This is a genomic window from Streptococcus sp. SV2 (genome assembly GCF_030440175.1).
Classification (GTDB): domain Bacteria; phylum Bacillota; class Bacilli; order Lactobacillales; family Streptococcaceae; genus Streptococcus; species Streptococcus raffinosi.
On sequence record NZ_JAQFJQ010000004.1, the window covers coordinates 74580 to 89305 of the forward strand.

At 41.2% G+C, this 14726-nt stretch carries 14 protein-coding genes; 1 reads left to right on the forward strand and 13 read right to left on the reverse strand.

Annotated elements, in window-relative coordinates; all coding sequences use genetic code 11:
• Positions 1–347 precede the first annotated feature (347 nt).
• The 13 genes from PCY14_RS03510 to PCY14_RS03570 form a co-directional block, all read right to left on the reverse strand.
• Entirely contained in the window at positions 348–1691 is a 1344-nt protein-coding gene (locus PCY14_RS03510) for a DEAD/DEAH box helicase (protein ID WP_008535518.1), read from the reverse strand.
• 73 nt (positions 1692–1764) lie between these two features.
• Entirely contained in the window at positions 1765–2787 is a 1023-nt protein-coding gene (mraY, locus tag PCY14_RS03515; RefSeq protein WP_021152537.1) for a phospho-N-acetylmuramoyl-pentapeptide-transferase, read from the reverse strand.
• Position 2788: 1 nt separating this feature from the next.
• Positions 2789–5056, reverse strand: a complete 2268-nt coding sequence (gene pbp2X, locus PCY14_RS03520; RefSeq protein WP_042767125.1) for a penicillin-binding protein PBP2X — start codon at positions 5054–5056, stop codon at positions 2789–2791.
• Between the two features lie 3 nt (positions 5057–5059).
• Entirely contained in the window at positions 5060–5380 is a 321-nt protein-coding gene (gene ftsL / locus PCY14_RS03525) for a cell division protein FtsL (RefSeq protein WP_008535523.1), read from the reverse strand.
• A gap of 2 nt (positions 5381–5382) precedes the next feature.
• Positions 5383–6333 carry a 16S rRNA (cytosine(1402)-N(4))-methyltransferase RsmH gene (gene rsmH, locus PCY14_RS03530; protein WP_008535524.1) on the reverse strand — a complete coding sequence of 317 codons (951 nt, stop codon included), beginning with the start codon at positions 6331–6333 and terminating at the stop codon, positions 5383–5385.
• A gap of 114 nt (positions 6334–6447) precedes the next feature.
• Positions 6448–7476: a hypothetical protein gene (locus PCY14_RS03535; protein WP_060933666.1), complete on the reverse strand. Its 1029-nt coding sequence runs from the start codon at positions 7474–7476 to the stop codon at positions 6448–6450.
• Between the two features lie 10 nt (positions 7477–7486).
• Positions 7487–7915 carry a hypothetical protein gene (locus PCY14_RS03540; RefSeq protein ID WP_021146435.1) on the reverse strand — a complete coding sequence of 143 codons (429 nt, stop codon included), beginning with the start codon at positions 7913–7915 and terminating at the stop codon, positions 7487–7489.
• Positions 7916–8056: 141 nt separating this feature from the next.
• The gene (locus PCY14_RS03545) at positions 8057–8455 is read right to left on the reverse strand and encodes a DUF805 domain-containing protein (RefSeq protein ID WP_301363170.1); all 399 of its coding nucleotides are present in this window, start codon (positions 8453–8455) and stop codon (positions 8057–8059) included.
• Positions 8456–8554: 99 nt separating this feature from the next.
• Entirely contained in the window at positions 8555–8947 is a 393-nt protein-coding gene (locus tag PCY14_RS03550) for a DUF805 domain-containing protein (RefSeq protein WP_164376157.1), read from the reverse strand.
• 94 nt (positions 8948–9041) lie between these two features.
• Positions 9042–10292, reverse strand: coding sequence for a glutamate-5-semialdehyde dehydrogenase (locus PCY14_RS03555; RefSeq protein WP_021152543.1), 1251 nt, complete (start codon positions 10290–10292; stop codon positions 9042–9044).
• Between the two features lies 1 nt (position 10293).
• Positions 10294–11097: a glutamate 5-kinase gene (gene proB, locus PCY14_RS03560; protein ID WP_008535530.1), complete on the reverse strand. Its 804-nt coding sequence runs from the start codon at positions 11095–11097 to the stop codon at positions 10294–10296.
• 117 nt (positions 11098–11214) lie between these two features.
• Entirely contained in the window at positions 11215–12804 is a 1590-nt protein-coding gene (locus PCY14_RS03565) for an ABC transporter permease (RefSeq protein ID WP_164376159.1), read from the reverse strand.
• A 2-nt stretch (positions 12805–12806) separates the two neighbouring features.
• Positions 12807–13538 (reverse strand): ABC transporter ATP-binding protein, encoded by a 732-nt coding sequence (locus PCY14_RS03570; RefSeq protein ID WP_021152545.1) that lies wholly within the window; start codon positions 13536–13538, stop codon positions 12807–12809.
• Positions 13539–13811: 273 nt separating this feature from the next.
• On the opposite strand from PCY14_RS03570, the gene PCY14_RS03575 reads away from it, so the two are divergent.
• Positions 13812–14543, forward strand: a complete 732-nt coding sequence (locus PCY14_RS03575) for a DUF554 domain-containing protein (RefSeq protein WP_021143649.1) — start codon at positions 13812–13814, stop codon at positions 14541–14543.
• The last annotated feature ends 183 nt before the right edge of the window (positions 14544–14726 follow it).

Consider the following 14726-nt stretch of genomic DNA (forward strand, 5'->3'; position numbering starts at 1 on the left):
AAATTATCAAAATCAACTTTCTTTTGTATCATTTTGTTAGTTTTTTTGTAGTAAATAGTAGAAAACTATTTATTCATCACATTTCCAGTCCTTAAGACAGCCAATTATTTTGCGAGTGTAGTGAGCATATACTGAGACTTGCCGCTGTGATAATAACGCCTAAAACTTTGTAGTCATAAGCGTTGGGAAGTTTTGAGACCTTAGGCTCAAAAGAAGAATTTATCTTCAAACTAAATAAGGTCTTTTGACTTTCTCAAAAGTTCGTTAATAATCAAAAAAGCTGAAACCTTATAGTTTCAACCTCTTGAATTTTTAAATTAAAATTTGCTTTTACCTAAAAGCCAAACTTAGAAACTTTGCTTCTTAGCTTTACGTTCAGCACGGCCCTTAGCACGGTTGGCTGCACGGCGTTCACGTTTGCGTTTCTCGTCAACCTTCCACTGAATTTTCTTCTTATAGCCAGGCTTGATTTTTTTCTTTTTCTTCTTAACCAGACCAATCATTTCTGTATCAAGTTTTTGATAGGCTTTTTCACGGTTGGCACGACGGTCACGGTCATAGGTATCTTGAAACTCACCATCCTTATAAACCTTAGGCTCAAAGGTAATACCCATCTTTTCAAGCTCACGAATATCGGAATCGTCACTTGGTTGATATAGGGTGATGGCTGTTCCTGACAAACCATTACGCCCTGTACGTCCCACACGGTGAACAAAGAATGACAAATCTTGAGGAATGGCGTCATTGATAACATGGCTAACCCCTTCAATATCAATCCCACGCGCTGCAAGGTCAGTCGCTACAATATACTCAAAATCAAGCTTCTTGACTTGATTCATGATACGCTTACGTTCACGTGGTGGGATACCGCCATGAATTTTCGCAACCTTAAGACCATTTGACACTAGGTAGCTGTGCAAATCGTCAGCACGTTCCTTGGTATTAACGAAAATCATTGCCAGATATGGCTGCATGCCCTTAAGCATCTCAAGAATCTGTTCATTCTTATTACGCCCCTTAGTAGATACCAACCAGTTATCAATGGTATCCGCAATAACTGTTGAAGTTTTGATTTGTTCCATGACTGGATTGGTCAAGTATTTCTTCAAGAACGGTTGCAATTTTTGAGGAATCGTCGCAGAAAAGACCAAGATTTGAACTTCCTTAGGTAGGCTTGCCGCAATCTTATCTACAGTATCCAAGAATCCCATGTCCATAGTCATGTCAGCTTCGTCAACAACAAAGGTATGGGCCTTATGAATTGCCAAGTCACCAGACTTAATGAGGTCATAGATACGCCCAGGTGTCCCAATAACGATATGAGGTTGGGCTACCTTAAGTTTCTCAATCTGACGTTGCTTATCCGTACCACCTACGTAATTAACGACACGAATTTCTGTCGCAGAGTGTTTGGCAATCTGTTTTGTCGCCTGGTAAATTTGTGTTGCCAATTCACGTGACGGCGCAGTAATCACTACTTGCACATCCCCACTCTCTGGGCTGAGCTTTTCAAAAATTGGCAAGAGGAAGGTATGGGTCTTCCCTGACCCCGTCTTTGATTCACCCACCAAATCACGACCTGAACGGACTACGGGAATCAATTTCTGCTGAACAGGCGTTGGCTCCTTAAACTTAATCTCGTCAAGGGCCTCCTGAATAAATGTTTTAAAATTAAAATCTTTAAATGACATCTTTACTTACTTCTTTTCTATCTAGTCTATCCTTACCATTATAACAGAAAAAGAGCATTTCTGCTCTTTTCATTTATTTCATTACGTTCCCGAGAACCATCCAAAGGGTAAGGGCACTTGCAAGAGCTCCAATAGTCCAAAGGAAAGCATCAACCTTCCATTCTGACCATTTCTCTCCATTACCTGAGAGACCACCCAATTCGAGATGATGGTGGAATGGTGTCATACGGAAAATACGACGACCTTCACCATACTTACGCTTAGTGTATTTGAAATAGCTGACCTGCAACATGACAGAAGCTGTCTCAAAGACATAAACCAAACCAATCAAAAGCAATGTCCACTCTACACGTAGGGCGATAGAGATAACGGCAAGCATGGCACCAAGTGACAAGGAACCGACATCTCCCATGAAGACCTTGGCTGGCTTGTGGTTAAAGACAAAGAAACCAAGAAGGGCCCCAATCATAGTGATGATGATTGTTAAAATAGCGAACTCACCCTTAACAAAAGCGATAATCCCATAGGCAATCAAGCTGATAACCACAGAGATGGAAGCCAGACCATCAATACCATCTGTCAAGTTGACCGCATTTGAAAAACCAACAATCCAGAAGAGGACAAAGATGATATAGAAAACACCTAAATGAATGGTCAAACCACCAATAGCTAGACTATCTGTACCACTCGGAAGGACATGAATAAAGTAGAAAAGCAAACCGGCAATAATTTGCAAGGCCATCTTTTGCCAAGGTTTAAGCCCCTCATTGATTTGATGGAAAATCTTAAGGAAGTCATCCAGAAATCCAATGATACCATAAATCAAGAGTACAAAGAGTATCCCTACTGGGGCACCATAGGCTTGGTGTCCCTTACTAAAGACATGGAAATTAAAAATCAAACTAACCAAAATCGCAACTACGAGGAAGACCGTTCCTCCCATGGTTGGTGTTCCAGCCTTGGCCAAGTGCTGTTTCACATCTTCGTGCATCTGTTGGCCACCAATTTTTTTGATTTTGTAATAAGTAATAAAGTGAGGCATGGCTAGTACCGTTAACACAAAGGCAATCACGCCCGCTATCAGACTCATAGTCATCTTAATCTCCTAAAGTAATGGTAATCTTCTTAGTTTTAGACAGGGCTTTTCCTGCCGCAACGCTTTGTTTGGTAACAGTTCCTGACTTGCCACCCTTGTATGTAATCTTAATACCTTTCCATTTAGCAAAGGTTTCAACATTATCCTTGGTCCATCCATACATGTCTGGAAGTTCGGTGAAATCATTGGTCATGATTAAGATTTGCTGATTAGCTTTAATATTTTCTTTAGCACCTACAGAAACCTTTTCAATCTTATCACCAACACCCAGAATAATGGGATGAGTCAAGTTTTGGCGAAGGGTATTAGCCGTCTCACCTGGGCGTTTTCCAATAATATCACCCGTTTGATAGCTCGTTTCATCGGTCTTTCCACTACCTTCAGAAACAGAGCTATCAAGCGTATCACCCATGGACATGGCTTCTTCTAGGACAGGGTTAACCACCGTCGCATAAAAATTATTATCCCAGGTCTTAGGTTCCTGAACCGTTACATACATGACATATTGTGGATCATCAGAAGGAACCATAGCTACAACTGAGTTGAGCGTTTCGTTGGTCCCAACTTTATAGGTTCCTGTCTTTTCATCAGCCACTTGGGCTGTTCCTGACTTAACCGCAACATCATAATTACCAACCTTAATGATTGGCGAACCTTCAGACTTGTTGTACAGGGTACCAAACTCTGGGTCTGTACCAACAGAAATCATATAATTACGGGTCTCAGAAGCAGCCTGCTTGGAAACTGGCTTACCAATAACTTCTTTCTTAGCCGTACGAACAGTGCCCTGGTTGACATCCGCAACTTGTTTGATAAATTGAGGTTCCAACATAACACCGTTGTTAGAGATAGCTGAAAAAGCACGGAGCATCTGAACCTGAGTCACTGAAATCCCTTGTCCAAAGGATGATTGCGCAATATTCACAGAGTTTCTTGAGACAACCCCTGAAGATTCACCTACCATCCCAAAACGGGTTGGAAGTCCAAACTTATAGAGTGATAGGTAGTTTGACCAAACCTTGTCTCCCATCTCTTGTTCCAACATGGTCATCCCAACGTTACTTGAATAAGAGAAGCCTTGGGCAAATGACATGGTTCGACCTGACGAGATACCTTCATTAATAGACCAGTCATTGATTTCAACATCATCAACCTTGATACCATTGGCATTGCTATAGGTCGCATTAGGATTGAAACTTCCGTTATTGATAGCCGATGACAAGAGCATCACCTTCATGGTTGACCCTGGTTCATATTGGGCCTCATAAAGTCGGTTAACCCAGTCATAACTTTTCTTGGCTTGTCCTTCGAGGGTATCAGAGTTATAGGTAGGACGTTGTGTCGTCGCAAGAATTTCACCTGTTTTTGCATTGACAACTGTCGCTGAAGCATTAACCCCTTGGGTTTCCTCCATAAAGGTATCCATCTGCGTTTCCAAGAAGGTTTGAAGAGGCGCTGATAAGGTCGTATAGATGTTCTTACCATCAATAGCTTCCTTGGTAACAGTTTCCGTTCCAAGAAGAGTATTACCGTCCTTGTCCTTTTCGTAGATGGCTTCGCCGTCTTTCCCTGTCAAAAGGCTATTCAGCGAACGCTCTAAACCGGTTTGACCGACCAATGAATAAGAACCGTCTTTTTTGTTCTCAACAGCTTCGGCACGGCCAAGAAACTCTGAAGCAAAGGTTCCATTAGGATACATACGTGAGGTTGTCGCTTCAAAAGCCATACCCTTGATATCTGCATCCTTAAAAGCCTTTTCAAGTTCCTCTTTAACTGAGTAGGTGATACCCTTACCCTTTAGACCAAAGGAAACCTGATAGGCACCTTTAGTACGCAATTGAGCTAGAGCATCGCTTTTCTTAATTCCTAGCTTGTCCTTTAAAATATCGGCAACCTTATCAAACTGGCTTTCTTGAACGTAGAGTTTCTCCTGCGTTGCTGAGACATAGCTGGTTGACACAATAGCGTAAATGGCGTAACTGGTTGAATCTTCAGCCAAAACATTTCCATTTCGGTCGTAAATCGTCCCACGTTTGGCAGCCACTGTGGTTTTAGTGTTATATGACTTAGCAGCTTGTGTGGACAAATCAACACCAAACTTACTATCTGTCCCAATGATTACCACAAAGTTGATAATGAAGACGAAAAAGATAAAGATACTAAGAACCATAAGGTTCTGACCAACATGCTGTCGATTCTGGGCAGGTTTTCGCCTATCCTTTACGACATAATTTAGAAATAAATGTTTAAGTTTTCTTAGTCTGTTCATTGGCTATTTCACACTCTTAATACTATCGTTATTAATAGACAGGCCTGCTTTATTAGCAATCTCTTTGATACGATCAGAGTTAGTCAACTCATTCACTGCCTGTTTTGCATTGTTAAGCTCTGTCTTCTTATCACTGATCTTGCTATTAAGGTCTGTGATTTGTTGCTTGATGGCCTGATTACGTCCCTGTAAAAAGACAACCGAGATACTCATCACAACAGCTGTCAAAACAATTGCCGAATAGAAGGCCTTTTCCATACGTGTCATAAAACGAATATGGTTTCTAAGGGCTCTATTAACAACCTGATGTTCCTGATTTTCCATAGTTATTTCCTGATTTTTTTAGCCACACGCAATTTAGCAGAATGCGAGCGGTTGTTTGCTTCTAATTCTTCCTGGCTAGGCAGGATAGGCTTGCGATTTACTAATGCTACCTTAGGTTGGAGGTCTTCGGGAATAAAGGGTAAGCCTTTAGGCACATCTACCGTACTGGCTTCCTTAAAAAGCTGTTTGGTTAAACGATCCTCCAAAGAATGGAAGGTAATGACCGAGATACGACCATCCACAGCTAATAGGTCCAAAGCCTCCTGAATAGACTCATCCGCAGCACCAAGCTCATCGTTGACTTCGATTCGGATGGCTTGGAAAATTTGTTTGGCTGGATGGCCCTTTTTCTTTAGTTCCTTGGCAGGCTTAGCAGATTTAATAATTTCCGCCAGTTCCGTCGTCGTCTCGATAGGTTTGACCTGACGTGCTTGCTCAATCTTACGTGCAATCTGTTTAGAGAACTTGTCTTCACCATACTTGAAGAAAATACGCACCAAATCGTTGTAAGGATAAGTATTAACCACCTCATAGGCCGTTAAACTAGCTTCCTCATTCATACGCATATCCAGCTTGGCATCCTGTTTATAGGAGAAACCACGCTCACGCTCATCCAACTGTGGGCTAGACACACCCAAATCGTAGAGAATGCCATCAATTTCAGACACTCCCAGAGCTTCAAGGTTAGACCTGAGGTTACGGAAATTATCCTTAATGAAAGTCACCATTCCCTTGTCAATATAGTCTTTCAGACGTCCTTGGGCGTTATCAATAGCCTTTTGGTCTTGGTCGAAACAGTACAAATGCCCTTTTTCAGACAATTGTGACAATAGATAGGACGAATGTCCTGCGCCACCCAAAGTCGCATCGACATAGATGCCATCAGGCTTGATATCAAGCATATCAACAGTTTCGTGTAAAAGAACGGTTACATGGTGAAATTCATTAGTCATAACTTTTATTATAGCACAAGAATAGAGAAATTGTCTCGCCTTGAAAGTTGTTAGGACGGCAAAAAAACCAGACCCAGGGCCTGGCTTGATGAATTATAGATTGGTTATCAAAAATCAGTCTACTCTGTAATAATAATTTTCCTCTGTAGGAATCCCTTGCGTCGCTAAAATTCGGTCCTTACTGTTATCTCCCGCATCACCTCGATCGCTAACCCCTTTAAGACAAAACTCAATTGGGGTATTACCTGTTGGATTGGAATCAATATAAGTTAGACTATATATCCCAGAATCATATTTCTCTTCTGAGACCTTATCAATTGGGTAAGTAGAGCCCCAGAGTTCCAATTGTCCATCCGAAGTAATTTTGATGGTCATTCCATTTGAAGATTTCCATGTCCCTACAGCTGACTTGTAGTTACCATTTTTCAGTTCATCAGCCTTAAGTGAGGTTGAGCTTGTTTTACCTTCCGACGATGTTTTAGAACTACTATTACTTGAAGCACTGTCCAAGTCCTTCCAATCCCAATCAGAAAGATCTGCTTTTTCAGCACCTGAATCGCTGTCGTCTTTGACAAGAGACTGACCGTCATTATTAAAGTGGTAACCTGAACCGCCACCTGCTGTGGCACCGGCACTACCATAGTAGCTAAACGTCTTATCCTTGAGGTAAGCCAAGGTCATACGCTCACCCAACATACCCAGTTGTTGACCTTCTGTCAGACGAATGACCTGACCATCATCCTTAGAAATAGTATAGATATCCGTAATCATATAGTCTTTAAAGAGTTTACCTGGCTTAAAAGCAAGAATCAACTCATCAACACCATTACCATCCAAATCACGGTAAGTATAGACAGTAGATGCCGGATTCATTTTAGAATTGGCATAGGTCACCACCAAAGGGTTAATTGAAGCGTCAGTTTGATTGTCAGCTACAGCTGTTTGATACTTGCTGATGATGTCATCATAAGCAGAGGTATCTACTTTTTCCTCTTCACTTGAGCTTTCACTACTGTCTGATTGGGACTGCTCTACTGATGAGGAAGAATTGGTAGATGATAAATGATTAGACTGATTTGAACAAGCAGCTAATAGGGCTAGGCTAGATAAGCCAGTTACTAATAACAATAATTTCTTTTTCATAATAATCTTTCTATTCGGCTACAGTAGAGTTAACATCCCCGTTATAAATCGTAGATGTTGAAGCATCATTTTGTGATTCGGTATAAGTTGTTGGGGGAGCATAATTATACTGTGGTGCTTGGTAAGTCCCTTGGGCTGAGGAAGGCGCTGGTGTCACCGTAGTCGTTGTGGCTGCCTGTGTCTGACTAGCTGCTACAGATGCCGTGCTAGAGCTGGATGACTCGCTAGACCTTGATGCCGACGATGACATGCTAGAGCTAGATGATTTAGAGGAAGCCTTAGCTTTTGATGACGACTGTTTGGTGCTGACCCTCACTCCTACCTCGGCATGATGATGAGTAGGACGGAAAAAGACAATAGCCAAAGCCAATAAAAGAGCTGGTAGGGTAAATGCCAAAATAAGGTAACGTTTTTCTTTTAAGTGACGAAATAGTTTCATAAGTTATTCACATTTCTTAAATTATATTTTAGTATTGATTAGTCTCAGATAAGATTATATCAGAAATATTAAAATGTGCAACATTGACATAAAACTTTTTTGGCATCAGAAAAACCAACTCTAAGAGTTGGCTGGTTGTCATTATTGCTGTGGGTTATTAAAGTTGTTAAATGGCACTTCTACTTTTGTTGGTTGACATAGTAGAACAATGAAGATAATACCACCGACAAATGGAATCAAAGGAATAAAAATAAATGCCCAATTATAGCCAGCATCACGCAAACGACGAACTGTTACAGCAATACCAGGTAAGATGGCAGCAATACCAAAGGCAAAAAAGATAAATAGGATGATAAATGAAATAACAGCTAAAAAGCTTGATTCTGTCGCACCTGCAATACCTCCAAAGATTGCTAGCAACACATAAAAAGCAATAACTGTTAACATATTTGCCAAATATGCAAACCAGTAATCTGAACGTGTTGAACGTCCCTCAAAATCTACGTAGCCCTTCCAAAACTTCTTATAAGCTTCGATCATAATAAAATCTCCTCATTTTTTGATACTTATAGTATAGCAATAAAAAAAGAATTTGACAAATTGACTAAAAAGCAGCCTTACTAGGCTGCTAAATACTTATCATTGTTGTGGATTATTGAACTGGTTGAAAGGAAATTCTACTTTTGTGGGTTGACAAAACAAAACCAACAGAACGATATCGCCTATAACAGGCGCATAGCGTAAGAAAATCAATGCCCAGTGAAAACCGGCATCACGTAAGCGACGCACCTGAAGGGCAAAAGATGGAATATAGTTAGCAAAGAAATATACCATTGCAAGCCCATACAATAATTTAAAAATAATATGATAATGACTACCTGGACTATCAAATACAATGGCAACTATAACCACGGTAAATAAAATGATAGTTACAATCGCATTCGCTAAAACTGCCAACCAATAGTCTGAGCGGCTTGAACGTCCTGTAAAATCGACATAGCCCATCCAATACTTTTTATAAGCTTTAAACATGGCAAAATCTCCTCATTCTTGATACCACCAGTATATCAGAAGACCTGTCGTCTAGCAAACTAACTAAAAAAGCTCCTTCCTGGAGCTTGATGGGTTATTCTCTAATTTGTCCTTGGCCATTAATATAGAACTTGGTTGAGGTAAGGGCCTCCAGTCCCATTGGACCTCGGGCATGCATCTTCTGAGTTGAAATTCCGATTTCAGCACCTAGTCCAAAGACGAATCCATCTGTGAAGCGGGTTGAAACATTAACATAGACAGCTGCAGCGTCAACATCGTCTTGGAATTGCTCAGCACGACTAATATCTTGAGTCACGATAGCCTCTGAATGCGATGTCGTGTAAGTGTTAATCCAGCCAATAGCCTCGTCAAGGCTATCTACCACTTTAACAGACATTGTGTAGTCCAAAAACTCTGTCGCAAAGTCTTCTGGTAAGGCTGAAACAGCTTTGTCCATTACTTTCAAAGCACGCTCATCTGCACGAAATTCAACAGCATGAACTTTAGAAATAGCCTTTTCCAATTGAGGTAGGAAGTCTTCCGCAATATCAGCATGAACGACCAGCGATTCTGCAGCGTTACAAACGCTTGGTCGCTGCGTTTTGGCATTGATGACAATCTGTGTCGCCATATCCAAATTAGCATATTTATCCACATAAATATGACAGTTACCGACACCTGTTTCAATGACTGGAACCTTGGCTTTTTCTTTAACCGTTTGGATGAGACGGGCCCCACCTCTAGGGATGAGCAAGTCTACGTACTCAGTCGCCGCCATGAGTTCTTCTGCTACTTCGTGAGAGGTATCTTCAACTAACTGAACGGCATCTGCTGGAATTCCTGCAGTTTCCAAGGCCTTACGGGCTACTGTAACTAGAGCCTTATTCGAATTAATGGCATCACGTCCCCCACGGAGAATGATGGCATTATTGGTCTTGAAGGCTAAGCTAAAAGCATCAATTGAGACATTGGGACGGCTTTCAAAAATCATGGCGATAACTCCCATAGGGACACGCTTTTGTACGATTTTAAGGCCATCGAGATTCGTATAGCCACGCACCACTTGACCGATAGGATCTTGGAGGTCTGCGACCTGACGGACACCTTCTGCTATCCCTGCAATACGATCTTCCGTTAGGAGCAAGCGATCTTGCATGATTTCGGAGATACCATTTTCCTTGGCATTGGCCATATCCTTAGCATTTTCAGTGATAATATAGGCACTTTCAGCTACTAGAGCTTTAGCTACCTGATTTAGAAGGTCGTTTTTGGCTGCTGTTGATAATTTAGCAATCTGACGACCTGCTACTTTGGCCTGTTGGCCAAGTGTATCAATATATGTCATCTTAGTCCTCCTGTTTAAAGAGTGTACCGATTTTAGCTCCTTCAAGGACACGAAGGATGTCACGTGGATTTTCACCGTTCATCAAAACCATTTGGCTATGATTCTCAAAAACCATCTGGGCAGACTTAATCTTACTCATCATACCACCCGTACCAAACTTACTACCAGCACCACCAGCCGAGGCCAGAATTTCCTCTGTAATCTCTGGTACATAGCTACGAAGGGTTGCATCCTCATAGATATTAGGATTCTTATCAAAAAGCCCATCAATATCTGACAACATAATCAGAAGGTCTGCACCTACAATCTTAGCTACGATAGCTGACAAGCGGTCATTATCACCAAACTTAGTCGCATGATCCATCTCATCTACGCTGACAGCGTCATTTTCATTAACGACTGGAACCACTCCCAGTTCAAAAAGGCTGTCAAAAGCGTTAATGGCATTAGAGAGACTCTCAGGATACTCAACCACATCTCGAGTTAAAAGAAGCTGAGAAACCTTAGTCTGGTAATGTGCAAAAACCTGAGAGTAGAGGCTCATCATGGCAACCTGTCCAACACTTGAGACGGCCTGCTGCTTACCGACTTCTACCGGCCGCTTGTCAAGGTCTAGGACATTAAGACCGAAGCCCATAGCACCAGAAGATACCAAGACGACTTCAATCCCCTTATTATGCAGGCTGGAAATCACAAAAGCCAGTTGATCGATTTTTTCAAGATTAATTTTTCCTGATGGCAAAACCAGAGAGCTAGTCCCGATTTTGATAACCAGGCGTTTTACTGAGTCAAAATTTCGTTTCATATTTATGATTATACACTAAATTCAGGTATTTTAACATATTAATGTATAAGTTTGCATATAAGGAATTGTCATAAAAAGAGTCCCTCCTATTTGGAAAAACTCTTTAAACAATTTAGTCTAAGCAAAAAACATAGCTCTAATGCGTTTCCAACGCTTACGGTCTCCAAAAAGGTAAACCATTAGGGCAATTAAGGTTAGAACCACAGCTGTTATCGCATTAACTGCAAAGGCTATCCAAACCTTGCTGACAAAGAAGACAATACCTCCTAGCAAGGCAGCAACGATGAGGGTAAAAATGAAAATTCCCACAAAAAGCCACTGTCCACCACCTCGATTAAAGAGTTGGGTGACTTCCTGCCAATTCAATTCCAACAGTTTAAGGTCCCTCTCGAAGAAATAGCCTCCTAGCAGATAGGTCGAGACAAGGAATCCAAGGATGAAACTAAGGACTAAAACGGGATGAAGGTGAGCAAGGAAAAGCAAGCCAAGTCCTCCTAACAAGAGGGAAATACCAACTTGCAAGCTATAAAATAGCCAAAACTTCTGACGAAGGTAGTCACCCGTATTGATTGGCAAACTACGAATAAAATCAAAGTTTGTCCCCTCCAAGGAAGTCGCCACCCCTAGAAAACTGGTTGGTTGTGCTGAAAAGAAACCAAAGGCCATCCCGATTAAAAGCAGGAGTCCAAAATAATCCGGTCCTAAATCTTTCAAAAAGACTGCTCCACCACCCATCATAACCATATATAAGATTGGCACCATATAGGTATTAATAATAAGGGTTGGATTTCCCAAGGTAGATAAATGGTGACGAACCAGGACCTGTCGCTGGCTACGAGTCACAGTCTTGGTCTTTACCTTACTAGCTTTTTGACTATAGAGGGCCTCGTGGAAATAGCGAGGCATTCTGACCTTATAAAACCAATAGGCTAAGAGGAGCACCAAGGCAAGAGGAAGGTAAAGATTTAGGAGGGCCTCCATAGACAGCGGGGCAGTTACGAGATCATAGTAGCCTCGCAAGTAAGGGGATAAAGGAAAATCGGCATGTCCAACACCCTTAATATAACCATTTATAAAACTAACCAACATAATAGGCAGCATGAGTAATAGGGTTGATAGGGTCATCAGGATAGTCGAATAGAGCTTTTGACGAGAGCTACGAACAATCAAAGTCCCAATGCTGTTGGCGAGAAGGACTGACAGAACGAGATTGACAAAAAGACAAAGGACAAAGGCAAATAGCCCTACAAGTATCCCCAGTGGACCAATAAATTGCCAGTAAGCTAAGATGAGCAAGCTAAGAAGTGGAACCATAAAAGTCATCCCAGTCATAAAACCTGATAAGGTCTTGGCCAAAAAGACTTCCGATGGTTTCAAAGGTAAGGGCAGATAGACCTTGCTATCCTTACTGTCATAAAAGGTGCTATAAAGGGCGGTGAAAGTCTGAACTAGTCCCATAACCGTAAAGGTCAAAAGATACAAGGTTAAGACACCAGGGTTGGCCTTGTAATCAACACCGATAAAAAGGTAGCTATAGAGCACCGTAAAAAGAATTAAAATCAAGAGTTGCTGCCTGAGCATGGCATTTACAATGGAGAAATTAGCTTTTTTCTTTTTCTCCTGACGTTTCTGAAGGCTAGTGACAGCTTGAGGATTCGCATAGAGGAGATTGATTTTAAAAAGCTCCCAAACGTGGTTCCAGTTCATGACTACACCTCCTCGACCTTGCGTCCAACCATTTCTAGATAGATGGATTCTAAATCCTTGTCAGGGTACTTAGCTTTCAGCTCAGCTAAGGAACCTTGGAAGATGAGTTTTCCTTTCTTCAAAATACCAATGCGCTCACAGAGTTGCTCAGCTACACTCAGGACATGGGTTGAGAAAAGGACGCTATTTCCCTCCTTGGCATGATGACGCATGGCTTCTTTCAAATCATAGGATGCCTGTGGGTCCAAACCTGTCAGAGGCTCATCCAAAACCCAAATCTGTGGATTAACCAAAAGAGCACCAATAACAACAACTTTCTGACGCATACCGTGTGAGAAGGAAGAAATGAGATTATAGCGATTTTCAGTCAAATCAAAGGTCGTCATAAGGGCTGTTAAACGTTCCTCAACCTGACTAGCTTCCAAATCATAGATACGTGTCAAAAAGTACCAGTAGTCATTGGCAGTCAAATTTAGAAATAGGTCCGGTGAATCTGGTACATAAGCGATTTTTTTCTTAATAGCATCTCGGTGCTGACTAAGAGCCATATCGTCAACATAAACCTCTCCGTAGCTGGCCTCAATGATAGATGTCAAAATAGAAATGGTCGTGGTCTTTCCAGCACCATTGTGGCCAATCAGGCCAAAAATTTCCCCATCACGAATCTCTAGATTAAGATCTGAGAGGGCATCCTTATCCTCATAACGCTTAGTCACTTGTTCAAATCGAATCATCTTTTATCCTTCCTTGAGCACTTATTTAATCATAATGCCATTTTGTTGTTTTTATTAGGGTTAAAATTAGATTTATAAGCTTATTTTTCATAAACAATAACTTAAAAACCGCTAAATAAAAGATTGGATAGCGTTTTCCACTAATTTCTCATTTATTGTATCATTTCAAAGGTACAATTTCAAGAAAGTCTTTGATATTACTTCCTGTTTTTGCATTCATCCTTTGATAATGATAGACTTATAGTATTTAGTATCAAGAGGGGTAAAGCACTAATGCCAACTGGAATTATCATCAATTCGCTATCTATTATCTTAGGAGGAATCGCTGGAGGGCTCTTCGGGGACTATCTCAGAGACGATTTCAAGGAAAATCTTAACCTTATCTTTGGCCTAGCCTCTATGGTTATGGGGATTAGTGCTATTATGAATATGGTTAACATGCCTGCGGTTATCTTTGCGGTAGTTATCGGTACTATTATTGGACTGGCCCTAAAGTTCGGAAACCTCATCAACAAGGGAGCTGGGCTTATGGAAAAAGGCTTGTCCAAAATTACGCCAAGTAAGCAAACCGGACTGGCTCACGATGAGTTTTATGCGCAACTCTTGACAGTAATCGTCCTCTTTTGTGCAAGTGGGACAGGGATTTACGGGAGCCTTGAGTCTGGGATGACAGGCGATGCTTCTATCTTAATTTCCAAGTCTATCCTAGATTTCTTCACGGCTATGATTTTCTCTTGTAGTCTGGGTTACATTGTTTCCATGATTGCCATTCCACAATTCATCATTTTTTTCCTCCTCTTTGTGAGTGCTGGTTTCATTCTCCCTTTGACGACAAAGGCTATGATTGGAGATTTTAAAGCTTGTGGAGGCTTCCTTATGATTGCGACTGGTTTTCGTATTATGAAACTTCGTCAATTTCCAACCGCCGATATGATTCCAGCCATGATACTGGTCATGCCGATTTCCTGGGCCTGGGTCAATTGGGTAGTGCCTTTGATTAGTTGATGTTACGATTAAAAGGAACAAATACCGTCAGTCTAGTACCGGCGGTTTTTGTCTGTATTTACTGTCATTATGGAGTTCATCTATTAAAAACTAGTAACACTTATGCTGTTTATTTCTAATTTTTCTAACCTTGTTTAGATTAAGATGAGTTTGTTATAATAACCTTCGTAGGTCTAAGCGACC